Source organism: Pectobacterium polaris (genome assembly GCF_002307355.1).
GTDB lineage: Bacteria > Pseudomonadota > Gammaproteobacteria > Enterobacterales > Enterobacteriaceae > Pectobacterium > Pectobacterium polare.
The window spans coordinates 887,442-911,563 of record NZ_CP017481.1 but is presented as its reverse complement, the minus strand read 5'-3'; the positions used below and the strand labels follow the sequence as shown (position 1 = coordinate 911,563).

Sequence of the window (24,122 nt, the reverse complement as noted above, 5' to 3'; positions counted from 1 at the left end):
ACGGCTAAATGAGGAATTAACGATGGCGATTGTGAATCACACACTGGGTTTTCCGCGCGTTGGATTACGCCGTGAACTGAAAAAAGCGCAGGAAAGCTACTGGGCAGGTAATGCAACACAGGAAGCGTTGCTGACCGTTGGCCGCGAGCTACGTGCGCGCCATTGGCAACAACAGAAGGATGCTGGCGTTGATCTGCTGCCAGTGGGTGATTTCGCCTGGTACGACCATGTGCTGACCACGAGTCTGTTGCTGGGTAACGTACCTGCTCGCCATCAGAATGAAGACGGCTCGGTCGACCTGGATACGCTGTTCCGCATTGGCCGTGGACGTGCGCCAACCGGTCAACCTGCTGCTGCGGCAGAAATGACCAAGTGGTTTAACACTAACTATCACTATATGGTGCCGGAATTCACCAAAGGGCAGCAGTTCAAGCTGACCTGGACACAGCTGCTGGATGAAGTCGATGAAGCACTGGCGCTGGGCCATAACGTGAAACCTGTCCTGTTAGGCCCGGTGACCTACCTGTGGCTGGGCAAAGTGAAAGGTGAGCAGTTTGACCGTCTGTCTCTGCTGCAGGACATTCTGCCAGTTTACCAGCAGGTGCTGGCTGAGCTGGCGAAGCGCGGCATTGAGTGGGTGCAGATTGATGAACCTGCACTGGCGCTGGAACTGCCGCAAGAATGGCTGGCCGCATTTAAACCCGCTTACGATGCACTGCAAGGTCAGGTGAAACTGCTGCTGACGACCTACTTCGATAGCGTTAGCCAGAATCTGGAAACGATCAAAACGCTGCCGGTTCAGGGGCTGCATATCGATCTGGTTCACGGTAAGGATGATGCCGCGACGTTGAGCGCCCAACTGCCTGCTAACTGGGTCCTGTCTCTGGGGGTGATTAACGGTCGTAACGTATGGCGTGCTGACCTGAGCAGCTGGTTCGAGCGTCTACAACCGCTGGTGGGGACGCGCGATCTGTGGCTGGGCAGCTCATGTTCACTGCTGCATAGCCCTATCGATCTGAGCGTGGAAGTGCGTCTGGATGATGAAGTGAAGAGCTGGTTTGCCTTTGCCATTCAGAAATGTGCGGAGCTGTCACTGTTGTCTCAGGCACTGAACAGCGGCAACGGTCAGGCACTGGAAGCCTACAGCGCGCCGATTCGCGCTCGCCGTACCTCGACGCGTGTGAATAACGCGGCTGTTACACAGCGTCTTGCGGCGATTACCGCACAGGACAGCCAGCGTCAGAACGTATATTCGGTTCGTGCGGATGCCCAGCGCGAGCGCTTTAATCTGCCAGCATGGCCGACGACTACGATTGGTTCTTTCCCGCAAACCACCGAAATTCGTGGCCTGCGTCTGGACTTCAAACAGGGTCGTCTGGATGGCAATAACTATCGCACCGGCATTTCCGAGCACATCAAGCAGGCCGTGGCTGAGCAAGAGCGTTTGGGGCTGGACGTACTGGTGCACGGTGAAGCCGAGCGTAACGACATGGTGGAATACTTCGGTGAGCATCTGGATGGGTTCGTCTTTACCCAGAACGGCTGGGTGCAGAGCTACGGTTCTCGCTGCGTGAAACCGCCAGTCATCATTGGTGATGTGAGTCGTCCAGAAGCGATTACCGTTGAGTGGGCGAAATACGCACAGTCTCTGACCGACAAGCCGATGAAAGGCATGCTGACAGGTCCGGTGACGATCCTGTGCTGGTCTTTCCCACGTGAAGACGTCACGCGTGAAACCATCGCTAAGCAGATTGCACTGGCGCTGCGTGATGAAGTGGCAGATTTGGAAGCCGCAGGCATTGGTATCATCCAGATTGACGAACCGGCGCTGCGTGAAGGTTTGCCACTGCATCGCTCTGACTGGGATGCTTATCTGGCCTGGGCAGTGGATGCCTTCCGTCTGAACGCCGCGGTAGCTAAAGATGATACGCAAATCCATACCCATATGTGTTATTGCGAGTTCAACGACATCATGGATTCTATCGCCGCGCTGGATGCCGACGTGATTACGATTGAAACCTCGCGCTCCGATATGGAATTGCTGGAGTCGTTTGAAGAGTTCGAGTACCCGAATGAAATCGGCCCGGGCGTTTATGATATTCACTCCCCGAACGTACCGAGCGTGGAATGGATGGAAGCCTTGCTGAAGAAAGCGGCGCAGCGTATCCCTGCTGAACGCCTGTGGGTGAACCCAGATTGCGGTCTGAAAACCCGTGGCTGGCCTGAAACGCGTCAGGCTCTGGCGAATATGGTTCAGGCAGCACAACGTCTGCGTGAAACCCAGTAATCGTTAATGGCTGATGCAATCAGGGAGGCGATGGCCTCCCTGATTTTTTATATACCCGTCATACTTCAAGTTGCATGTGCGTTGGCTGCGCTCACTCACCCGAATCACTTACCAGTGTAAGCTCATCGGGATGAAATGAGAGACGTCCTGTCTCTCACCGGAGGCCAGCCTTTGGCTGTTCAAATTCGTTCCCGACGAATTTGTCCCTCCCTTGCCGCCTTCCTGAAACTCGAATTATTTAGGGTATAGCTAACGAGTAGATAAAAATACGTACTATTTTTCGTCGTATCTCGACTGTTTATTATTTCTACCCTACAAATTTTCTTCCTTCCTGGAAATTAACTATATTGTCTTTCCTTTAATAAAATCGCCGCGCTATCCCCCTTGTTTTTCTGCATCGACTGGTAGGTTATTTGTCGAAAAGGATTATTTATCCGCTATCAATATATTTATTGTTCGGTGGGGTTAATCGATACCGTCATAAAGCTAGGGAATATTGTGCCGATAAGGTAGACGGCATGGAGGCAGCTCTGGATGTACCAATAGAGTGAGGTTGTTTGTATTTTTTAACGTTTTACTTATGTTGAAAGTGCACCTGCAATTACTCATTTATGGGTATTAATATACACCCATAAAGCATATTTATTTTCCCGAAAAAAACGATAATTCCCCACTCTGCGGCGTTATTAGACGAGCAGTAGTCATTATTATGTATTACCTAAAAGGAGTGAGACATGAGTTTAGCGAATTGGCGAATTGGCTATCGATTAGGAGGCGGGTTTGCCATCTTGATTCTGATGCTATTTACCGTGAGTATTTTTTCTTTGTCTAAATTGTCATCCTTTCAGGATGGTGCCAGAGATATCGTCAAAGAGGTTTATCCGCAAACGGTAGATGCTAATGATCTCATCGATAACGTGAATGGGCATTTTGTCGCTTATTTACAGATGCTGCTGGTATCCGGTCAGGAACAGCGTCAGGGATATGTCGATCGGATTATGGCGTACCGCAAGGAAATTAGCCGTCTGCTCGACAATCTGGAAAACAATGCCTCAGGCGAGCTTGCCCGCAAGCAGGTGGCGGTTGTTCGTGGGTTTCGTGCCGAGTTCATCAAGTCTGGCGATAAAATTATTAGTGATGCGCTGGCGGGTAATAACGACGTCGCTGTCTCGGAATTCAATAACACCCTGAACGTGATTCAGCGCAATTACCGTGACTCGGTGAAGCAGCTGGTGAATTACCAAAATGATGCGATGGATAACTCTGTCGAGACCATGGCTGCGGTATACAACAATACCCGCATTATTTTACTGATTATTTTGGCGCTGGGTGCCGTGTTTGGGGCGCTGATTGCCTGGGCGATCACGCGCAGCGTAACTCGCCCAATAGAGCAGGCTTTGCAAGTCGCAGACAGAGTGGCGCAGGGCGATCTGACTTCACACATCACGGTGACCAGCAAGGATGAAACTGGATTGCTGTTGCAATCGTTGGATCGCATGAATACCAGCCTGAGCTCGATTGTCGGTCAGGTGCGTGATGGCGCGGAAACGATCTCGACAGCGGCGTCACAAATTACGGCCGGTAACCAGGATCTGTCATCGCGTACCGAAGAGCAGGCCAGCTCGCTGGAAGAAACCGCTGCCTCAATGGAGCAACTGGCATCCACCATTAAAAACACCGCAGAAAACACCCAACAGGCGACGGAGATTGCCAATAAGGCGACCGGTGCTGCGAAACAAAGCGGTGATGTCATGCTTTCCGTGACGCAGAAAATGCGCGGCATTCGTGATTCATCCCAGCGTATGGCGGAAATCATCGGTGTGATCGACGGCATCGCTTTCCAGACCAATATTCTGGCGCTGAACGCCGCTGTTGAAGCCGCGCGTGCGGGTGAACAAGGGCGTGGTTTTGCCGTAGTAGCGGGAGAAGTGCGTTCTCTGGCACAGCGCAGTGCGACCGCTGCACGGGAGATCAAGGATTTGATCGACGACTCTGTAAGCAAAATTCGTGAAGGCATGGAGCTTGTTGATACCGCTGAAGAAACGATGGGTGGATTAACGGCCCACGTGAAGGACGTACACGACATTATCAGCGAGATTTCGCAGGCCAGTCGTGAACAGAGCGACGGGATTAACCAGATGAATCTGGCGATTGGACAGATTGATACCACGACCCAGCAGAATGCGGCTCTGGTTGAAGAGTCGGCCTCTGCGGCACTGTCTCTGCAATCACAGGCTTCCGTTCTGGCGGAAGCGGTGAGCGCGTTTAAAATACAGTCGTACAGTAGTCACACTGGGTCTTATGCGCCGATGTCGATGAGCACACCCGCGCTGTCTCTGGCGTTGGCAAGAAAATAGTAAATTGACTGCCATCGTTTGACGGCGTTGTAACGTAGCGCCTATTGCCACAGGGAGGCGACAGCCTCCCTGATTCTTTTCATGTGCTACGTAGCGTAAATACGATTTTTCCCCTTCTTATTCAGTTTGTTATCCTTTACTAAGAAATATTCTCACCTCTTTATTTTTAATATCAAATATATCTGACTATCCTTTTATGTAATTGGGGCGTTATTTCTGTTAATGGCTCGTAGAGTAATATGTGTTTTTTCCGATCGAAATTAACTATTTGATAGTCGGTGGCTATTTATTATTTACTTTTGAATGATTTAAACGATCAAATGATAAAGATCATGGGCGGTGTGCCGATAAGATGGATAACACAGGAGCGGCCATGTCTGCATGAGTTCGGAGAGGGAAGGCCATTATTATCACCTCAATAACGTCTCTGCGGTCTTATCCGTTGTATTTGTAGCATTGTTAGATTTATTTCCACTATTTGCACCTCAACACCTGAGGGAAACGACTTGATAGCGCCTCTCATGCTGAGAGCGTGCGTAAAAATGCCTGCCTTAAGGTATCTCTGGCGCGTCAGAAGGCTCGTTCCCTTCGGATCGCCAACCATTCTCCGCCCTGTGGTTCCATCAATCTGCGACATGTGCGCAATTGACATTGCTATGCATTACCTAAAAGGAGTGAGACATGAATTTAGCGAATTGGCGTATCGGCTATCGACTGGGGGCTGGGTTTGCTGTCCTGATTTTGATGTTGTTTGTCGTGAGTATCTTTTCCCTGTCTAAGCTATCCGGTTTCCAGGATGGCGCCAGAGACATTGTGAAAGAGGTTTATCCACAAACGGTTGATTCAAATAGTCTTATCGATAATGTGAACAGCATTCTGGTGGCGTATCAGCGGCTGATGCTGGTTTCAGGTGAGGATAAAATCAAAGAAAACGTCGATCGTGTAAATGGATTCCGCCAGGAAATTGGCCGCCTGCTGGATAAGCTGGAAAGCCAGACGGTTGAAGAGCGTTCAATCTCTCAGCTGCGTGCGATTCGCGCGATCCGTACCGAGTTTTTGAAATCCGGTGACAAAATTATCAGCGAAGTGGTGGCTGGCAATCGGGACGCGGCGATTGAGGAGTTCAACAACAACCTGAATGTTGTCCAACGTCAGTACCGTGATGCGGTAAGACAATTGGTTAACTATCAAGATGATGCCATGGATACCTCCGTTGAGGCGATGGCTGAGGTATACAGCAATACCCGCATGATTTTGTTGCTTATTTTAGCGCTGAGTGCCGTATTTGGTGCGCTGATTGCCTGGTCAATCACGCGCAGCGTAACCCGACCGATACAGCAGGCTTTGCAAGTGGCAGACAGAGTGGCACAGGGTGACCTGACCTCACGTATCACTGTTACCAGCAAAGATGAAACCGGATTGCTGCTGCAATCGTTGGATCACATGAACACCAGCCTGAGCACTATTGTTGGGCAGGTACGTGACGGGGCGGAAACGATCTCGACGGCGGCCTCGCAAATCGCCGCGGGTAATCAGGATTTATCATCGCGCACCGAAGAGCAGGCCAGCTCGCTGGAGGAAACGGCGGCATCGATGGAGCAGCTGACGTCTACCATTAAAAACACGGCGGAAAATACTCAGCAGGCCACAGACATTGCGAATAAAGCCTCTGGTGCGGCGAAGCAAAGCGGCGAGGTTATGGTTTCCGTGACGCAGAAAATGCGCGGCATTCGTGATTCATCCCAGCGTATGGCGGAAATCATCGGCGTGATTGACGGCATTGCGTTCCAGACCAATATCCTTGCGCTGAACGCCGCGGTTGAAGCGGCGCGTGCGGGCGAGCAAGGACGTGGTTTTGCGGTAGTAGCAGGGGAAGTGCGTTCTCTGGCACAGCGCAGTGCGACCGCTGCGCGTGAGATCAAGGATTTGATCGATGACTCTGTGAGCAAAATTCAGGAAGGTATGTCGCTGGTGGATACCGCTGAAGAAACGATGAGCGGATTAACGGGCTATGTGCGGGATGTGAATGAGATCATCAGCGAAATCTCACAGGCCAGCCGTGAACAGAGCGATGGGATTAACCAGATGAATCTGGCTGTGGGGCAGATTGATACCACGACCCAGCAGAATGCGGCTTTGGTTGAAGAGTCGGCCTCTGCGGCACTGTCTCTGCAATCACAGGCCTCTGTGCTGGCGGAAGCGGTAAGCGCGTTTAAGTTGCAGTCATATGGCAGCGGCAAAACCGCTTCTTATGCATCGGCACCAACGCGTACGCCAACGCTGTCTTTAGCGCCAGCAGCGGCGAAAAATAAGGGCAATGACGGCGACTGGACGACGTTCTAAGGCAGTCTGTCTCTGTAAAACCGTCAAAAGGTAAAACACCAACGCCACCGTTATTCGGTGGCGTTTTAGATCGTGGAATAAGATGCAAAACGTGTGAAGGTGTTATGCCACGCCGTTTTTCTGGAACCATGCCAGCATACGCTGCCAGCCGTCGCGTGCGGATTCTTCATGGTAGCTGGGGCGGTAATCGGCATGGAAAGCATGCCCGGCATCGGGGTAGACGATGATGTCTGCCGCCGCGTTGGCCGCACGCAGCGCCTGCCGCATGGTATCGACCTGTTCCAACGGAATCCCTTCGTCTTTCGCGCCGTACAACCCCAGTACCGGGGCTTCTAATTCCGTTGCGATATCGACCGGATGTTTAGGGTTATTCAGCGTTTTCTCACCCGTACACTTGCCGTACCAGGCAACGGCCGCCTTGAGCTGTGGGTTGTGTGCAGCGTACAACCAGGTGATGCGTCCGCCCCAGCAGAAACCCGTTATCGCCAGCTTACTGGCGTCACCGCCCTGTTTAATCGCCCAGTTGGCTGTGTGATCAAGGTCGGACAGCACCTGCGAATCAGGAACCTTATAAACCAGCTCGGTCAGGATTCGCTGAATATCGTTATATTGGCTGGGGTCGCCCTGACGAAAATACAGCTCTGGCGCAATGGCCATGTAGCCCTGTTTGGCTAGCCTACGGCAAACATCCTGAATGTGTTGATGAACGCCGAAAATCTCCTGCACCACCAGAACGATAGGGAGTGGCCCGTCGTGGTTTGCCGGTCTGGCGATATACGCGGGTAGCTGTTCACCTTGAGAAGGAATGGTGGTTTCACTGGCAACGATACCGACAGAATCCGTGGTAATGATGGAGGCGGTCTGCGGTTCTACTGCCGGGGTTAGCCCCTGTGGAAGATGTTTGAAGGTTGTCTGTTCATCAGTCTTCATTACGCGCTCTCCTGTTATCGGCCAGCCGGTTTTCATGTGAAAGAGGGGTTTCAAAATCGCTATGATAAATACTATCAATGATTAAAGAATCTACACTAGAAGACAATTAATCGGCAAAAATGAATTCCTCACCCAATAAATAGTGATTTAAGTCACATTTTTTATGTATGTTGATGTTTGTTTCTTTTTCATCGGTGACTCTCGTCACTTAAAAAAACGTAATGATGCGCTAGAGTCTTTTTATTGAACGGACGCTTACAGACTGCGTTGATGAGGCGTTCGGCGCGATTTCTCTGAATACCCAATTGATTGCCCGGGAGGCAGTTATGTCTACATCTGATGTGTTCCATCTTGGTCTGGTCAAGAACGATTTACAGGGCGCGACGCTGGCTATCGTCCCCGGCGATCCTGAGCGTGTTGAAAAAATTGCTCGCCTGATGGATAACCCGGTACATCTGGCATCACACCGTGAATTTACGTCCTGGCGTGCAGAGTTGGATGGCAAGGCGGTGATTGTTTGCTCGACCGGTATCGGCGGCCCGTCAACATCAATCGCGGTAGAAGAATTGGCACAGCTCGGCATCCGTACTTTCCTGCGTGTCGGCACGACGGGGGCGATTCAATCCGGCATCAATGTCGGCGATGTGTTGGTGACCACCGCAGCTGTCCGCCTTGATGGAGCGAGCCTGCACTTCGCGCCAATGGAATTCCCGGCCGTTGCTGATTTCGGCTGTACCACCGCGCTGGTGGAAGCGGCGAAGGCATCGGGTGCGGCGTTGCACGTGGGCATCACCGCATCTTCCGATACGTTCTATCCCGGTCAAGAGCGCTATGACACCTTCTCTGGACGCGTTGTCCGTCGCTTCCGCGGCTCGATGGAAGAATGGCAAAGCATGGGCGTGCTGAACTATGAAATGGAATCGGCCACGCTGTTGACCATGTGCGCCAGTCAGGGGCTGAAAGCGGGCATGATCGCGGGCGTGATCGTGAACCGTACCCAGCAGGAAATCCCGGATGCGGCGACCATGAAGCTGGCCGAAACCACCGTCATCAAGGTGTTGCTGGATGCCACTCGCCGTTTGTTAGCCGCTGAATAAGCACAAAAATTGATGGTATTTTGGGCTGGTCATCACCGATGCCAGCCCGTATCCTAATATACCCGTCATTCTTCAAGCTGCATGTGCGTTGGCTGCGTTCACTCACCCGAATCACTTACTTGAGTAAGCTCATCGGGATTCCCTCACTTGCCGCCTTCCTGCAACTCGAATTATTTAGGGTATACACTGAATAACTCAAGTTGCCTTGCTCGCCTTTCAACCTCGCAAGGAGATGTATGACCGAACCAACGTTGCTTCATCCTTCTTTATTACCGCTGGACGGCGGAATCAACTTCCGCGATTTAGGCGGTAACCGCGCTGCTGATGGGCGGCTTATCCGACACGGTAAACTTTTTCGCTCCGGCTCGCTGGATCTGCTGAGTCAGGCTGACTGCGAACACCTTGCTGGCGTGCCGATTTCTCACGTGGTGGACTATCGGGATGCCGATGAAATTGCGCAGAAGCCCGATATATTGTGGATCGGAGCCAACTACCACGCCTATCCGGCCAATCCATTACGCCACGAAGTGACCGCCAATCTGGATTCGCTAGAGTCCGATGTGTTGGCCGCGTTTGATTCCCGCGCGTTTATGTTGGAACTCTACCGCCGTCTGCCTTTCGATAATTCTGCCTATAAACAGCTGGTATCACTGCTATTGCGGCCGGATGAGGGCGGGCTGGTGCAGCACTGCGCCGTCGGTAAAGATCGCACCGGTATCGGTTCGGCGCTGGTGATGTTTGCGCTGGGTGCGGATGAACAGACGGTGATGGAAGATTACCTGCTCACCGAGACGACGCTGACGCCATTCCGCCAGCAGCTACTGGCGCATTTATCAAAAACGCTGAATGAGAAAGCGCTGGGACAGTTCTCTTATGTGCTGTCGGTGCAGGAAGAGTTCATCGTGACGGCATTGCAGGCCATCTACGAACGACACGGTTCGATCGATAGCTGGCTTGAAGTGGAATACGGTCTGGATAATCGCGCGCGGAATTATTTGCAGGATAAATACTTGGTTGCAGGATAACTATCTGGCGCAAGGTACTCACAGCGGCTTTACGATCTATCCATTATCACCGCGTGACTGATTTTTCCGCAAAAGAGGCCGGTCAACTGACCGGCCCTTGTTTTTGCTGTCTGTGTAGTTTTTGCTGACTGCGCAATTAGCCCGTATTACGCATACCCGCCGCGACACCAGCGATAGTCACCATCAGCGCCAGTTCCAGATCGGCATCCGGTTCTTCCTGCTGACGTGAACGATGCAGCAATTCGGCCTGCAACACGTTCAGAGGATCGGTATAGACGTTACGCAATGCGATCGACTCGGCGATCCACGGCAGATCCGCCATCAGGTGATCGTCGTTGGAGATCGCCAGCACGACATTGATATCGGCGGCCAGCTGATCGCGTAGTTGTTTCCCTAACGGCCACAGCTTCTCTTCTACCAGACGCTGATCGTAATACTCCGCCAGCCATAGGTCGGCTTTGGCGAACACCATCTCCAGCATACCGATACGCGTCGAGAAGAACGGCCAGTCGCGACACATGGCTTCCAGCTGTTCCTGCTTGCCGTCATCCACGACTTTCTGCAACGCGGCACCAGCACCCAGCCAGGCTGGCAGCATCAGGCGGTTCTGCGTCCAGGCGAAAATCCACGGGATAGCACGCAGGCTTTCCACGCCGCCGTTCGGACGACGCTTGGCCGGACGTGACCCCAGCGGCAGTTTACCCAGCTCCAGCTCCGGCGTAGCGGCGCGGAAGTAAGGCACGAAATCTGGGTTCTCACGCACGTAGCCACGATACATATCGCAGGACACGCGAGAAAGATCGTCCATCACCTCGTGCCATTCCTGTTTTGGTTCCGGCGGCGGCAGCAGGTTCGCTTCCAGAATCGCACCGGTATACAGTGCCAGACTGCTGATGGTGACTTCCGGCAGGCCGTATTTAAAGCGGATCATCTCGCCCTGTTCTGTCACGCGCAGGCCACCTTTCAGGCTACCCGGCGGTTGTGACAACAGTGCCGCATGAGCCGGTGCGCCACCGCGACCGATGGAACCGCCGCGTCCGTGGAACAGCGTCAGTGCGATACCCGCTTTCTCGCAGGTTTTGATCAGCGCGTCCTGTGCACGGTACTGCGCCCAAGAGGCGGCCATCACGCCCGCGTCTTTTGCGGAGTCGGAATAGCCGATCATGACCATCTGCTTGCCTTGAATAAAGCCGCGATACCAGTCGATACTCAGCAATTGCGTCATGACATCATCAGCGTTGTTCAGGTCGTCCAGCGTTTCAAACAGTGGCGCGACCGGCAAGGCAAACGGGCAACCCGCTTCTTTAAGCAGCAGGTGAACGGCCAGCACGTCGGAAGGCGTACGTGCCATTGAAATGACATAGGCTGCGACTGAACCGACTGGCGCTTTGGCAACGACACGACAGGTATCCAGTACTTCTTTGGTATCCGCACTCGGCTCCCAGTAGCGCGGCAGGAGCGGGCGCTTAGAGCTGAGCTCACGGATCAGGAAGGCTTGCTTATCGGATTCCGACCAGCTTTCGTAGTCGCCCAGACCCAGGTAACGGGTAATCTCGGCCAGCGCTTCGGTGTGGCGGGTACTTTCCTGACGGACATCGATGCGTACTAAAGGCACACCGAAGCAGCGCACGCGACGCAACGTATCCAGCAGGCGACCATCGGCGATGATGCCCATGCCGCAGGTTTTCAGTGATTGGTAGCAGGCGTGGAGCGGTTCCCAAAGCTGTTCATTGGTAATCAACAGATCTTTAGGCGGCAGACGCTCCTCACCCGTCAGGCGAGCTTCCAGATAGCTCAGCGTACTGCTCAACTGCGAACGCAGCGACTTCATGATGGCGCGGTACGGTTCCTGTACTTCGCTGCCGCCGGCCAGCTCCAGCAGTTCCGGCGTACACTCGGACATCGACAGCTCGGAAACCAGCACTTGAATATCACGCAGGAACAGATCGGCCGCTTTCCAGCGGCTGAGTAACAGCACGTGGCGAGTGACTTCCGCCGTGACGTTCGGGTTACCGTCGCGGTCGCCACCCATCCAGGACGTAAAGCGCACCGGAACCGCATCAACGGGCAGACGATAGCCGAAAGCCTGTTCCAGCTGTTCATCCAGCTCGCGTAAAAACGCAGGCACACCTTCCCACAGGCTGTTTTCCACCACGGCGAAGCCCCATTTGGCTTCATCTACCGGAGTAGGGCGAATTTTACGGATTTCATCGGTATGCCAGGACTGCGCGATCAGTTGGCGCAGGCGGCGCATGATCTGATTGCGTTCATAATCAGCCAGATCGTTGTGGTCGAGCTGCTTGAGGCAGGTATTCACTTCTACCAGTTTGTGGATCAGCGTCCGACGGGTAATTTCGGTCGGGTGTGCGGTCAGCACCAGCTCGATCGACAAGGATTCTACCGCGTCACGGATGTCACGTTCGGTCAGATCTTTATTTTCCTTCAGGCGTTCAAACGCGTGGGAAAGCTGTGCCGGGTTACTCGCGGCTTCACCGTGCGGTGAAATCGTATGATATTGCTCAGCGGTATTGGTCAGGTTAAGGAACTGGCTGAATGCGCGGGCAACAGGCAACAGTTCATCGTTAGACAGGTTTTGCAGCGTGGTCAGCAGCTCCTGACGATGTTTTTCATTACCTGCGCGGGAAGACTTTGACAGCTTGCGGATTGTTTCGACTTTATCAAGGATGTTTTCACCCAGCGCTTCCTTGATGGTATCGCCGAGAAGCTTGCCGAGCATACTGACGTTACTGCGCATTGCGGAATATTGTTCGTTCATAGTTACCCTGACCATCCCTACCATTTTTGTAAGTTTATTTCACTTGACATATTTTGACGCACTGCCTCCATCTAGCCACGATAAGGCGGGTTCGTCAATTGACGATTCTTTCTTCTCCTTATTCTTTGTACTTGCATTGAGGTGGGCTTGGCAATTTGTGAAATTTAATTACAGAGGCGCGGATATTAGGGTTGCTAATTAGCGGGGGGATGGCGGGGCGCAAAGGCCCCGCGAGTGCGGTTACGCCTGTTTGGACGCTCTGACGACCAGAATATAAGTCAGCGTGAAAGAAAGCACGATAGCGATGGCCATGCCGGATACCGCGTAGCTAAAGTACGGGCCGATATAGGCTGGCAGGCTGAAAATACTCGACAAGATGTAGCCATACAGCCGGACACCGAAGTACGCGATAAAGGCCGAGGCGATGGAGCTGGCAATAGTCGCGGAGATAAACGCTTTTTTATACTTGGTCAGTACGCCGAAGAGTGCAGGTTCGGTAATACCGAGCAGCGCGGAAACCCCAGCAGACAGCACGACAGATTTGTCCTGACGGGTTTTGGCATGGAAGTAGATGGCAAACGTGGAACCCGCAATCGCCATATTAGCCATACACATCATTGGCATCAGCATATCAAAGCCCTGATTGCTGAAATTTTGCAGCGCAATAGGCGTCATCGCGTGATGCATGCCAGTCAGAATCGCGACAGGCCGAATCGCACCGACCACGAAACCAGCAAAAATAGACGACACATCGAACAGGCTCTGAATAAACAGTGCCAGCAGTTTACCGAGGTAGATCCCAAATGGCCCGATAACGGTGAGCGACACCAGTGCGGCGATAAACAGCGTCAGCGTTGGGGTAAACACGGTTTTCAGCACCGAAGGCATGATGCGGTCGACCCAACGATGGATATAGCTCAGTGCCAGCACGGAGAAAATCACCGGGATGACGCTGGCAGCATAGTTAAACACTGGAATGGGTAGCACACCGATGAAGTAAAAGGCGCTGACTGCATTAGGGCTATTGCTGGCTAGTGCCTTCGCCGCTTCTATCAACGACGGGTACATCAGGCAAGCTGCAACAGCCGCTGCCAGATATTCGCTTGTTTTAAATATCCTGGCTGCGGAGATGGCGAGGAAGAAAGGTAAGAAATAGAACACACCGCTGGCGATCAGGTCGAGGACGATCACGGTATCGGTTTTGGCAGAGACCACTTTCAAGGCGATCAGCCCTGCCAGCAGCCCTTTGATCATCCCGGCACCCGCGATGGCAGGGACGATCGGACCAAATACGCCGGAAACGGTATCCATGAACAGCGAAATCAGCCCCTTCTTCTGCTTCTGCACGTCTGGCTGCGATGTCGCTGTAGGCGAAAGCGTTGTGGAGGAAAGCTGGGCGTTCAGCAGTTCGTAATACTCATTGACCTGCGGCCCGATAATAATCTGAAACTGTTCACTCTGGTGTTGTGCACCTAATATACCGGGCAGATTCCTGATCGCCTCGGTTTGCACTTTACTTTCATCAATTAAATCAAACCGAAGCCGCGTCATGCAGTGCCAGGCTTTATTAATGTTTTCGCTTCCGCCAACCAGTTTAATGATTGACTGAATAACGTCATTTTTTCCCATGAAATAAACTCCCCGCATAGCCTTATGTTATTTTTGGCCGAATTATTTCCACCGATAGTAAAAACTTAAAGAAGAAAAAACAAACCAATAAAACATGAAGTTCGTCACATGGTTAGTCTATAAGGGGCTTTTTGTTGCCATTATTCGATAATTGGTCTGGTTTTTTAATCAATTAGATGGCTTTTCCAAACCAAAATAAATCTTTTAAATAAGAGGTTTACAATAAAAGAAAAAATAAGTAGAAAACAAAAAAAGAAACTGATTTTAGACTGTGTTTTTGCCGGATAACGCTATTCCGGTAAATGCTCTGGAGGATATTTTTGTGTTGCCGACAATCATTACTGACATTGAATGTCTTGTTACTCGCCCCGACCGTCATAATTTAGTGACGGTGGTGGTTCACACGGATAAAGGCGTGACGGGCTATGGATGTGCGACCTTCCAGCAGCGCCCGCTGGCCGTCAAGGCGATGGTGGACGAGTACCTCAAACCGCTGCTGCTAGGACGAGATGCTAACCACATTGAAGATCTGTGGCACATGATGATGGTCAACGCCTATTGGCGTAACGGGCCGGTGATCAACAATGCGGTGGCGGGTGTCGATATGGCGCTGTGGGACATCAAGGGTAAGCTGGCGGATATGCCGCTCTATCACCTGTTTGGTGGGAAGTCTCGCGATGCCATTGCCGCTTACAGCCATGCTGCCAGCGATACGCTGGACGGGCTGTATCAGGAAGTGGATCGGCTGTATGCGCAGGGCTATCGCCATATCCGCTGCCAGCTAGGATTTTATGGCGGTAATCCCGATGCGCTGCACAGCACGCGGCAGCCGACGGAGGGAGCCTATTACGATCAGGATCAGTACATGGCCAACACGCTCGCCATGTTCCGTGCGCTGCGTGAGAAATACGGCGATCGCTTCCACATCCTGCATGATGTTCATGAGCGTCTGTTCCCGAATCAGGCCGTACAATTCGCCAAAGCGGTAGAAGTGTATCGTCCTTATTTTATCGAAGACATTTTGCCGCCTGCGCAAAATGAGTGGCTGGCGCAGATCCGCAGCCAGAGTGCGGTGCCGCTGGCGACCGGGGAGCTGTTTAATAACCCTGCCGAGTGGCAGAATCTGGTGATTAACCGTCAGGTTGATTTCATTCGCTGCCATGTCTCACAGATTGGCGGGATCACACCAGCACTGAAGCTGGGCGCGTTTTGTCAGAACTTTGGTGTTCGTCTAGCGTGGCACTGCCCGCCGGATATGACGCCTATCGGCGCGGCGGTTAACATTCACCTGAATATCCATTTGCACAATGCCGCCATTCAGGAGTTTGTCGCTTACCCAGAAAATACCCGCAAGGTCTTCCCGCAGGCGGTGGAGCCGGAGAAGGGTTACCTGTATCCGATTGAACGCCCCGGTATCGGCGTTGGGATCGATCTGGATGCGGCACGGGAATTTCCCGTCGTCTATCGTCCGCACGAGTGGACGCAAAGCCGCCTGCCGGATGGCACGATGCATACGCCCTGAGTCTTACGGCGACTGGCGGAAGGTCAAATTATCGAGATTTAAGGGGATGACGTAGGTACAGGTGTAGTTGATGTCGATGATATCGCTCGATTCGTACACGCGACCGCCCTGTAAAATACCGCGATTAAGAATATGCATCGCCGCCGTGCCTTTCTTGCAGCCCAGTAGCTCAGCCTGTGCTTTCGTGACGTTAACCGCCTGATAATGCGTCAGATAGTGTGAAATCGCATAGCCCTTGCTGAGCACATACTGCTGGATAGAACCTTCAATAATCTTCTGGCTCATGTCTGGGAAATCCGCAGCAGGCATTTTCGAGATCTCGATCTGTACTTTGCGGTTATCGACATAACGTAACCGACTGAATTCCCAGATGAACGCATTTTCTCCGATCGCAAATACCTGCTGCTCCTCTCGATTCGGTAGCCGTTTATGTAGGCTAAGCAGGCGAGATGAAATCTGAGTGAATTTCTTTTCGGTAATCGAGTTATACACCAGCGGATTGCTGCGTACGCCCTGATTAATGAAGTTACCCGAGCCTTGCACCATATGGATCGCGCCAATGCTGGCGAGCTTTTCCAGCGCCTGACGGATGGTAAAGCGCGACACGCCGTATTCTTCCGCCAGTTGGCGTTCCGGCGGCAGCTTTTCCGGCAGCGGATCGGTGTGCTGATAGATTTTGCTCAGTAAATCCTGCGCGATGAAGTCTTTCTTTTTCATGAGCTGTCTCAAAATAGCCTTGCCAGCGTGACTGACAAGGCCGCTTGCATCGGATCAGTGGTGGCAGAAGTGATGAATCACCTGCGAGATCAGCTCCCGCGTTGGTTTGATAAACGCGGTATCAATATATTCATCCGGCTGGTGCGCCTGTTCGATCGATCCTGGCCCCAGAACCAGCGTCGGGCACAGCGTCTGAATAAACGGTGCTTCGGTACAGTAGTTCACGATTTCCGTTTTCGTCCCCAGCAGCTTCTCTACGACTGACACCAGACGGTGATCGGGCGGGCATTCATAGCCAGGAATCGGCGGATGCAGCTCGCTGATGGTCAATCGGCCCGGCCAACGCTGGCTGACGGGTTCAAGCGCTTCTGACAGCAGTCCGTCCAAATCGTTAAGCGTAATGCCCGGCAGCGGACGGATATCCATATGCAGTTCACAGCAGCCGCAGATGCGGTTAGCGGCATCGCCGCCGTGAATGTGGCCGAGATTCATGGTCGGATGAGGAATGTGGAAAATCGGGTTGTGATAGCGTTCCTGTAGCGTGTTGCGCAGCACCAGCAGGTGAGAAATCGCTTCGTGCATCAGCTCAATCGCGTTCACGCCGCGCGACGGATCGCTGGAGTGGCCGGACTGCCCCTGAATGCGGATCGCGTTGGACATATGGCCCTTGTGGGCGCGCACCGGTTGCAGCGACGTCGGCTCGCCGATGATGGCGCAGTCCGGGCGAATCTGCGTGGATTCGGAGAAATACTTGGCACCGGCCATCGTCGTCTCTTCATCTGCCGTTGCCAGCACATAGAGCGGTTTCGTTAGCTTGGTCGGATCGATATCGCGTAAGGCATCCAGAATAAAAGCAAAGAAGCCTTTCATATCCGCCGTACCCAGGCCGTACAGCTTGTTGTCGTGTTCAGTCAGCGTGAACGGGTCGCGCGTCCAGCGGCCGTCGTCGAACGGGACGGTGTCGGTGTGGCCTGCCAACAATAAGCCACCTTTTCCTTCACCAATCCGCGCCAGCATATTAAATTTATTGAGGGTGCCGGGGACGGGTTGGACTTCCACGTGGAAGCCGAGATCGCCGAACCAGTCGGCCAGCAGGTTGATTAAGGTATGATTACTTTGATCGAGCGCGCTGTCGGTGGCACTGATGGACGGTGTGGCTATCAATGCCCGATATAGCTCAATAAAAGGGGGTAAATTCATCTTCACTGTTGACAGCCTCTGGTTAGGATAGTATCAATATTCATGCATTTATTTTGAATAAAAATACAATAATGCTCGGCGAAAGGAAACCCAAAGGTACGGCGATGACGATTCGTCACTTTCACTGAGTTTCGCGGGTGAACAGCGTACCGACGCTGGTGAGCCCTGTTACCTGTTCCATAGATAAGTAAGAAGGTATACGGATCCCATGCTGAATACGCTGATTGTTGGTGCAAGTGGTTATACCGGCGCTGAGCTTGCGCTCTACCTGAACCGTCACCCACAGATGAACATAACCGCTTTGATGGTTTCTGCGCAAAGTGTCGATGCAGGAAAATTGATTTCTGATTTACATCCGCAGCTCAAAGGTATCATCGATGTTCCGGTAAAACCGCTGACCGATGCGGAAGAAGCGGCGAAAGGCGTGGATGTCGTTTTTCTGGCGACCGACCACAAAGTTAGCCACGATCTGGCCCCTGTTTTTCTGGCGGCAGGCTGCACCGTTTTTGATCTGTCCGGCGCGTTCCGCGTACAGGATGCCGAATTTTATCGTCGCTATTATGGCTTTGAGCATCAGCACCCTGACTGGCTGGCAAAAGCGGTTTACGGGCTGGCCGAATGGCGTGCTGAAAGCGTAAAACAGGCGCAGCTGATTGCCGTGCCAGGCTGTTATCCAACGGCTGCGCAACTGGCACTTAAACCGCTGCTGGATGCCCAACTGCTGAACCCGGCGCAGTGGCCGGTGATTAACGCCGTGAGCGGCGTGAGTGGGGCAGGACGTAAAGCGTCTATGACCAATAGCTTCTGCGAAGTCAGCTTTCAACCGTACGGTATTTTCAACCATCGTCATGAACCTGAAATTTCAACGCACCTCGGCACGCCGGTCATCTTCACGCCGCATTTAGGCAACTTCGCTCGCGGTATTCTGGAAACCATCACTTGCCGCCTGCAACCGGGCGTCACGCAGCAGGATGTCGCCGAAGCCTATCACAATGCCTATCACGATAAGCCATTGGTTCGCCTGTATGATAAGGGCGTTCCGGCGCTGAAATCCGTTGTCGGCCTGCCGTTCTGCGATATCGGTTTCTCCGTCGATGGCGAGCACCTGATCGTGGTGGCAACCGAAGATAACCTGCTGAAAGGCGCGGCGGCACAGGCTGTGCAATGCATGAACATTCGTTTTGGTTTCCCTGAAACCCAATCGTTAATTTAATGACTACTGGTCCCGACATTTCGAGGCGCGAAGCATAATGAATCCGTTAATTATCAAACTAGGTGGCGTTTTACTGGATAGCGAAGAAGCACTGGAGCGTCTGTTCACCGCGCTGGTGGCTTACCGTCAGGAACATCAGCGTCCGCTGGTGATTGTGCACGGCGGCGGCTGTCTGGTTGATGAGCTGATGAAGAAGCTGGCGCTGCCTGTCGTGAAGAAAAACGGCCTGCGCGTCACGCCTGCCGATCAGATCGACATCATCACTGGTGCGCTGGCGGGTTCCGCCAACAAGACGCTGCTGTCATGGGCGAAGAAGCATGATATCAACGCAGTCGGCCTGTGTCTGGGCGATGGCGGCAGCACGACGGTCACGCAGCTCGATGAGTCTCTGGGCTTTGTGGGTAAAGCGGAAGCAGGATCGCCTGCGTTGCTGAACACGCTGCTGTCTGCGGGCTATCTGCCTGTCGTCAGCTCCATTGGTATTACGGCGCAGGGCGACCTGATGAACGTCAACGCCGATCAGGCGGCGACGGCACTGGCGCAAACGCTGGGCGCGGATTTAATCCTGCTGTCTGACGTGAGCGGCATTCTGGACGGTAAAGGCCAGCGTATTGCCGAAATGACGGCAGAGAAAGCCGAGCAGCTGATTGCTCAGGGCATCATCACCGACGGCATGATTGTTAAGGTCAACGCCGCGCTGGATGCCGCGCGTGCGCTGGGGCGTCCGGTTGATATCGCCAGCTGGCGTCATGCCGAGCAGCTACCTGCGCTGTTCAACGGCGTGGCGATTGGTACACGTATTCTGGCGTAAGTCGTTTCTGGGTATGGCATGATGCGATACCAACATGAATTAAATTCTGGGAGTAATCGTTATGGCTTTGTGGGGCGGTCGGTTTAGTCAGGCAGCAGATCAGCGTTTTAAACAATTTAATGACTCACTGCGGTTTGATTACCGTCTGGCGGAACAGGACATCGTTGGCTCGATTGGCTGGTCGAAAGCGCTGGTGACGGTCAACGTGCTTAGCGAGCAGGAGCAGCAGCAGCTGGAACAGGCGCTGAATGCGCTGCTGGTTGAGGTTCAAGCTGATCCTGAGATGATCCTGCAAAGCGATGCAGAAGACATTCATAGCTGGGTTGAACTACGTCTGATTGAGAAAGTCGGCGATTTAGGTAAAAAGCTGCATACCGGTCGTAGCCGTAACGATCAGGTCGCGACTGACCTGAAACTGTGGTGCAAGGCGCAGATTGCAGAACTGCTGCTGTCGGTACGCCAGCTGCGTCAGGCGCTGGTCACGACGGCGGAAGCGAATCAGGATGCGGTGATGCCGGGTTACACCCACTTGCAGCGTGCGCAGCCGGTGACGTTTGCACACTGGTGCTTGGCTTACCATGAAATGCTGGCGCGTGATGAAAGCCGTCTGGAAGATACGCTGAAGCGTCTGGATGTCAGCCCGCTGGGCTGTGGCGCGCTGGCGGGAACGGCTTATCCGATCGACCGTGAGCAACTGGCGGGCTGGCTGGGATTTGCCTCAGCCACGCGTAACAGTCTGGATACGGTTTCCGATCGCGATCATGTGTTGGAACTGTTGTCCGATGCCTCGATCGGCATGATCCACCTGTCGCGTTTTGCCGAAGATCTTATCTTCTTCAACAGCGGTGAAGCGGCGTTCGTTGAGCTGTCTGACCGTGTGACATCCGGTTCTTCCCTGATGCCGCAGAAGAAAAACCCGGATGCGCTGGAGCTGATTCGCGGTAAATGCGGTCGTGTACAGGGCGCGTTGACCGGCATGATGATGACGCTTAAGGGTTTGCCGCTGGCGTATAACAAAGACATGCAGGAAGACAAAGAAGGGCTGTTTGACGCGCTGGATACCTGGCATGACTGCCTGATGATGGCGGGCCTGGTGCTGGAAGGCATTCAGGTTAAACGTCCGCGCTGTAAAGAAGCGGCCGAGCAAGGCTACGCGAACTCGACAGAGCTGGCGGATTATCTGGTCGCGAAAGGCGTTCCGTTCCGTGAAGCGCACCATATCGTAGGTGAAGCGGTGGTTGAAGCCATTCGTCAGGGCAAAGCATTGGAAGCGTTGCCGCTGGCCGATCTGCAAAAATTCAGCGCCGTGATTGGCGAGGATGTGTACCCGATTCTGGCGTTACAATCCTGCTTGGATAAGCGTGCTGCACAAGGTGGCGTGTCACCGCAGCAGGTCGCTAAAGCGATCAGTGATGCGAAGCAGCGCTTAGCCTAAGAATCTATCCATTAGGCTATTTTATTTGCCAGTTTGAACCTGGGCAGTGCTCGAAATCCTCACGTACTACGTGTACGCTCCGGTTTCTGTGCGCTGTCCGAGTCCAAACTGGCTGCACCAATAACGCCTACTGGAATAGATTGAAGCTGTACCTTCCGTTCCCCCAACGTTACCGATCTGATTCTTCTGCAAATTATCATCTATCCATTTTCATATGGAATGCGGCTCGCATTTCTCTGCTCAGCGTCTTCCCCACCAGAATTGTTTCTGGACATCCATACAGTATCATTTTACCTTGACCGACAGCGTGAAAGGCCTGCGGAGGCAAAGTGGATATCAGCATATTTTATGGTCTGGGCGGCAGTGCAGTGGGTCTGTTGGTCGGGTGGTTAATTGCCAGCCTGATTCATCAGCAGAAGCTGTCGCGGCATGACACCGAACAGCAATTGCTGGCGCAGACATTGCAGCAGACTCAGCAGTCGCTCAGTGAACAGCAGCAGGCAAAGCAGCAGGACGAACAGCGGCTACGGCAAAACGAGCTGGAGCTGCGCACGGTTCACGCTCAGCTCTCTGCCAGCCATGAAAAGCTGCAACAGCTTAATGAACTTCGCGCGGAGTGCGTGCAGCTCAATCAGGAACTGCGAACGCTACGTGAAATCAACAGCGCGCAGGAAGCGGAGCTGCGGGAAGTTACCATTCGGCTGGAAGAAACCCGTATGGCGGCAGAAGAGAAGCAGCGGCTGCTGTCAAACAGCGAACAGCGGTTGACGACGCAGTTTGAGAATCTGGCGAACCGGATTTTTGAACACAGTGGCCGCAAAGTGGATGAACAAAATAAACAGAGTCTGGATAAGCTGCTGATGCCGCTGCGTGAGCAGCTTGATGGCTTTCGCCGTCAGGTGCAGGACAGCTTTGGCGCGGAAGCGCGCGAGCGTCACACGTTGGCGCATGAAATCCGCAATCTGCAACAGCTGAACGCGCAGATGGCACACGAGGCCATCAACCTGACGAAAGCACTGAAGGGCGATAATAAAACGCAGGGCAATTGGGGCGAAGTGGTGTTAAGCCGCGTGCTGGAAGCCTCCGGCCTGCGTGAAGGATATGAGTACCAAACACAGGTCAGCGTGCAGACGGGGGCAAATAGCCGCCTGCAACCGGATGTCATCGTGCGCTTACCGCAGGGCAAAGATGTCGTGATCGATGCCAAGATGTCGCTGGTGGCCTACGAGCGCTATTTCAATAGTGACGATGACGCAGAGCGTAGTGTGGCGTTGAACGAGCATTTGCTCTCGGTTCGCAGCCATATTCGGCAGTTGAGCAGCAAAGATTATCAGCAGCTTCCCGGCCTACGTTCGCTAGACTACGTGCTGATGTTTATTCCGGTCGAGCCTGCTTTTCTGGTTGCTATCGATCGCCAGCCCGAATTGATCAACGAGGCGCTAAAGCACAATATTATGCTGGTCAGCCCGACCACGCTGCTGGTGGCATTACGCACCATCAACAATTTATGGCGCTATGAACAACAGAGCCGCAACGCACAGCAGATCGCCGAGAAAGCCTCGCGGCTGTACGATAAACTGCGATTGTTTGTCGATGATATGGAAGCGCTGGGGCTGAGTCTGGATAAAGCGCAGGGCACTTATCGTCAGGCGATGAATAAACTTTCCTCTGGGCGTGGTAACCTTATTGGCCAGGCTGAGGGGTTCCGTGCGCTGGGTGTAGAAATCAAACGCACAATCAGCCCGTCATTAGCAGAAAAAGCAACGGCCCATGAGCACGCTGAACGCGATGAATTACCGGATTCCGTAGCACCCGACGCTGTTTCGCCAACCGTGAAAACGGAGGGCGAAGAAGGGTAAACCCCTTTCGCTACCCGTACTGATTCGTACTAAATAGGTATGAATTTCGTGGGCTTGGGCTCCATGCTATGCGAAATTAGTGCAGTGGGGTTTTTATACGGGTCTGGTACACTCTCACCATTAATGGGTAGACCCGAAATTTGACTGAAATAGTAGGCGGATAAGATGGCAAGTGAGCAGGAGAAAACGGCCGACTTTGGTTTTCGGACTGTCGCCAGAGATGAAAAAGAAGTCATGGTGGCTGAGGTTTTTCATTCTGTAGCAGCAAAGTATGACTTGATGAATGACCTGATGTCCTTTGGTATCCACCGTGTCTGGAAGCGTTTCACTATCGAATGTAGTGGAGTAAGACGTAACCAGCGAGTTCTGGATCTTGCCGGAGGCACAGGGGATTTAACCGCTAAATTCTCCCGCATGGTTGGCGAAGGTGGTGAAGTCATTCTGGCGGACATCAATGCATCCATGCTGAAAGTGGGCCGCGAAAAACTGCGTAACAAAGGCATTATCGACAACATCAACTACGTGCAGGCCAATGCTGAAGCGCTGCCGTTCCCTGATGACTTCTTCGACTGCATTACTATCTCCTTTGGTCTGCGCAACGTGACGGACAAAAACAAAGCGCTGCGCTCAATGTACCGCGTGCTGAAGCCGGGTGGTCGCTTGCTGGTGCTGGAGTTTTCCAAGCCGATCATTAAACAGCTGAGCACCGTTTACGATGCGTATTCATTTCATATCCTGCCGAGGATTGGCGAAGCCGTGGCGAGTGATGCCGGGAGCTACCGCTATCTGGCGGAATCTATCCGCATGCACCCCGATCAGGAAACGCTGAAAGGGATGATGATCGATGCCGGTTTTGACAGTGTTAACTATTTCAACCTCACTGGTGGAATCGTTGCGCTGCATCGTGGGTTTAAATTCTGA

The 24,122-nt window shown here is 53.1% G+C and carries 16 protein-coding genes; 11 read left to right on the top strand and 5 right to left on the bottom strand.

Annotation, left to right across the window (positions count from 1 at the left end; genetic code table 11):
- The first annotated feature begins 22 nt into the window (after positions 1–22).
- From metE to BJJ97_RS04075, 3 genes are all read left to right on the top strand, one after another.
- Positions 23–2,287: a 5-methyltetrahydropteroyltriglutamate--homocysteine S-methyltransferase gene (gene metE / locus BJJ97_RS04090; RefSeq protein WP_095993142.1), complete on the top strand. Its 2,265-nt coding sequence runs from the start codon at positions 23–25 to the stop codon at positions 2,285–2,287.
- 734 nt (positions 2,288–3,021) lie between these two features.
- Complete coding sequence (locus BJJ97_RS04085; RefSeq protein WP_095993141.1) at positions 3,022–4,644, top strand: methyl-accepting chemotaxis protein; 1,623 nt, start codon at positions 3,022–3,024, stop codon at positions 4,642–4,644.
- A 681-nt stretch (positions 4,645–5,325) separates the two neighbouring features.
- Complete coding sequence (locus tag BJJ97_RS04075; RefSeq protein WP_095993139.1) at positions 5,326–6,987, top strand: methyl-accepting chemotaxis protein; 1,662 nt, start codon at positions 5,326–5,328, stop codon at positions 6,985–6,987.
- Positions 6,988–7,089: 102 nt separating this feature from the next.
- Here the strand turns inward: BJJ97_RS04075 and BJJ97_RS04070 are convergent, their stop codons facing one another.
- Positions 7,090–7,917: a dienelactone hydrolase family protein gene (locus tag BJJ97_RS04070; protein ID WP_095993138.1), complete on the bottom strand. Its 828-nt coding sequence runs from the start codon at positions 7,915–7,917 to the stop codon at positions 7,090–7,092.
- Positions 7,918–8,243: 326 nt separating this feature from the next.
- On the opposite strand from BJJ97_RS04070, the gene udp reads away from it, so the two are divergent.
- Positions 8,244–9,014 carry a uridine phosphorylase gene (udp, locus tag BJJ97_RS04065; RefSeq protein WP_010283777.1) on the top strand — a complete coding sequence of 257 codons (771 nt, stop codon included), beginning with the start codon at positions 8,244–8,246 and terminating at the stop codon, positions 9,012–9,014.
- 236 nt (positions 9,015–9,250) lie between these two features.
- A complete protein-coding gene (locus BJJ97_RS04060) occupies positions 9,251–10,039 on the top strand; it encodes a tyrosine-protein phosphatase (protein ID WP_095993137.1) in 789 nt (262 codons plus the stop codon).
- Between the two features lie 136 nt (positions 10,040–10,175).
- Here the strand turns inward: BJJ97_RS04060 and ppc are convergent, their stop codons facing one another.
- Both ppc and BJJ97_RS04050 read right to left on the bottom strand, forming a co-directional pair.
- Positions 10,176–12,815: a phosphoenolpyruvate carboxylase gene (gene ppc, locus BJJ97_RS04055; RefSeq protein ID WP_095701218.1), complete on the bottom strand. Its 2,640-nt coding sequence runs from the start codon at positions 12,813–12,815 to the stop codon at positions 10,176–10,178.
- Positions 12,816–13,055: 240 nt separating this feature from the next.
- Entirely contained in the window at positions 13,056–14,444 is a 1,389-nt protein-coding gene (locus BJJ97_RS04050; protein ID WP_095993136.1) for a PTS transporter subunit EIIC, read from the bottom strand.
- Between the two features lie 322 nt (positions 14,445–14,766).
- Here BJJ97_RS04050 and BJJ97_RS04045 point away from each other — a divergent pair, with 322 nt between their 5' ends.
- Positions 14,767–15,966 (top strand): starvation-sensing protein RspA, encoded by a 1,200-nt coding sequence (locus BJJ97_RS04045; RefSeq protein WP_095995317.1) that lies wholly within the window; start codon positions 14,767–14,769, stop codon positions 15,964–15,966.
- 3 nt (positions 15,967–15,969) lie between these two features.
- Here the strand turns inward: BJJ97_RS04045 and BJJ97_RS04040 are convergent, their stop codons facing one another.
- Positions 15,970–16,683, bottom strand: coding sequence for a GntR family transcriptional regulator (locus tag BJJ97_RS04040; RefSeq protein ID WP_095701220.1), 714 nt, complete (start codon positions 16,681–16,683; stop codon positions 15,970–15,972).
- A 54-nt stretch (positions 16,684–16,737) separates the two neighbouring features.
- Positions 16,738–17,889 carry an acetylornithine deacetylase gene (gene argE, locus BJJ97_RS04035; protein ID WP_157910770.1) on the bottom strand — a complete coding sequence of 384 codons (1,152 nt, stop codon included), beginning with the start codon at positions 17,887–17,889 and terminating at the stop codon, positions 16,738–16,740.
- A 202-nt stretch (positions 17,890–18,091) separates the two neighbouring features.
- Here argE and argC point away from each other — a divergent pair, with 202 nt between their 5' ends.
- The 5 genes from argC (at position 18,092) to ubiE (ending at position 24,122) form a co-directional block, all read left to right on the top strand.
- Positions 18,092–19,096: an N-acetyl-gamma-glutamyl-phosphate reductase gene (gene argC / locus BJJ97_RS04030; protein WP_015842152.1), complete on the top strand. Its 1,005-nt coding sequence runs from the start codon at positions 18,092–18,094 to the stop codon at positions 19,094–19,096.
- Between the two features lie 37 nt (positions 19,097–19,133).
- Complete coding sequence (argB, locus tag BJJ97_RS04025) at positions 19,134–19,907, top strand: acetylglutamate kinase (protein ID WP_039278775.1); 774 nt, start codon at positions 19,134–19,136, stop codon at positions 19,905–19,907.
- A gap of 61 nt (positions 19,908–19,968) precedes the next feature.
- Positions 19,969–21,342, top strand: coding sequence for an argininosuccinate lyase (gene argH / locus BJJ97_RS04020; RefSeq protein WP_039474646.1), 1,374 nt, complete (start codon positions 19,969–19,971; stop codon positions 21,340–21,342).
- A 329-nt stretch (positions 21,343–21,671) separates the two neighbouring features.
- Positions 21,672–23,201, top strand: coding sequence for a DNA recombination protein RmuC (rmuC, locus tag BJJ97_RS04010; protein WP_095993134.1), 1,530 nt, complete (start codon positions 21,672–21,674; stop codon positions 23,199–23,201).
- A gap of 165 nt (positions 23,202–23,366) precedes the next feature.
- Positions 23,367–24,122, top strand: a complete 756-nt coding sequence (ubiE, locus tag BJJ97_RS04005) for a bifunctional demethylmenaquinone methyltransferase/2-methoxy-6-polyprenyl-1,4-benzoquinol methylase UbiE (RefSeq protein ID WP_010283801.1) — start codon at positions 23,367–23,369, stop codon at positions 24,120–24,122.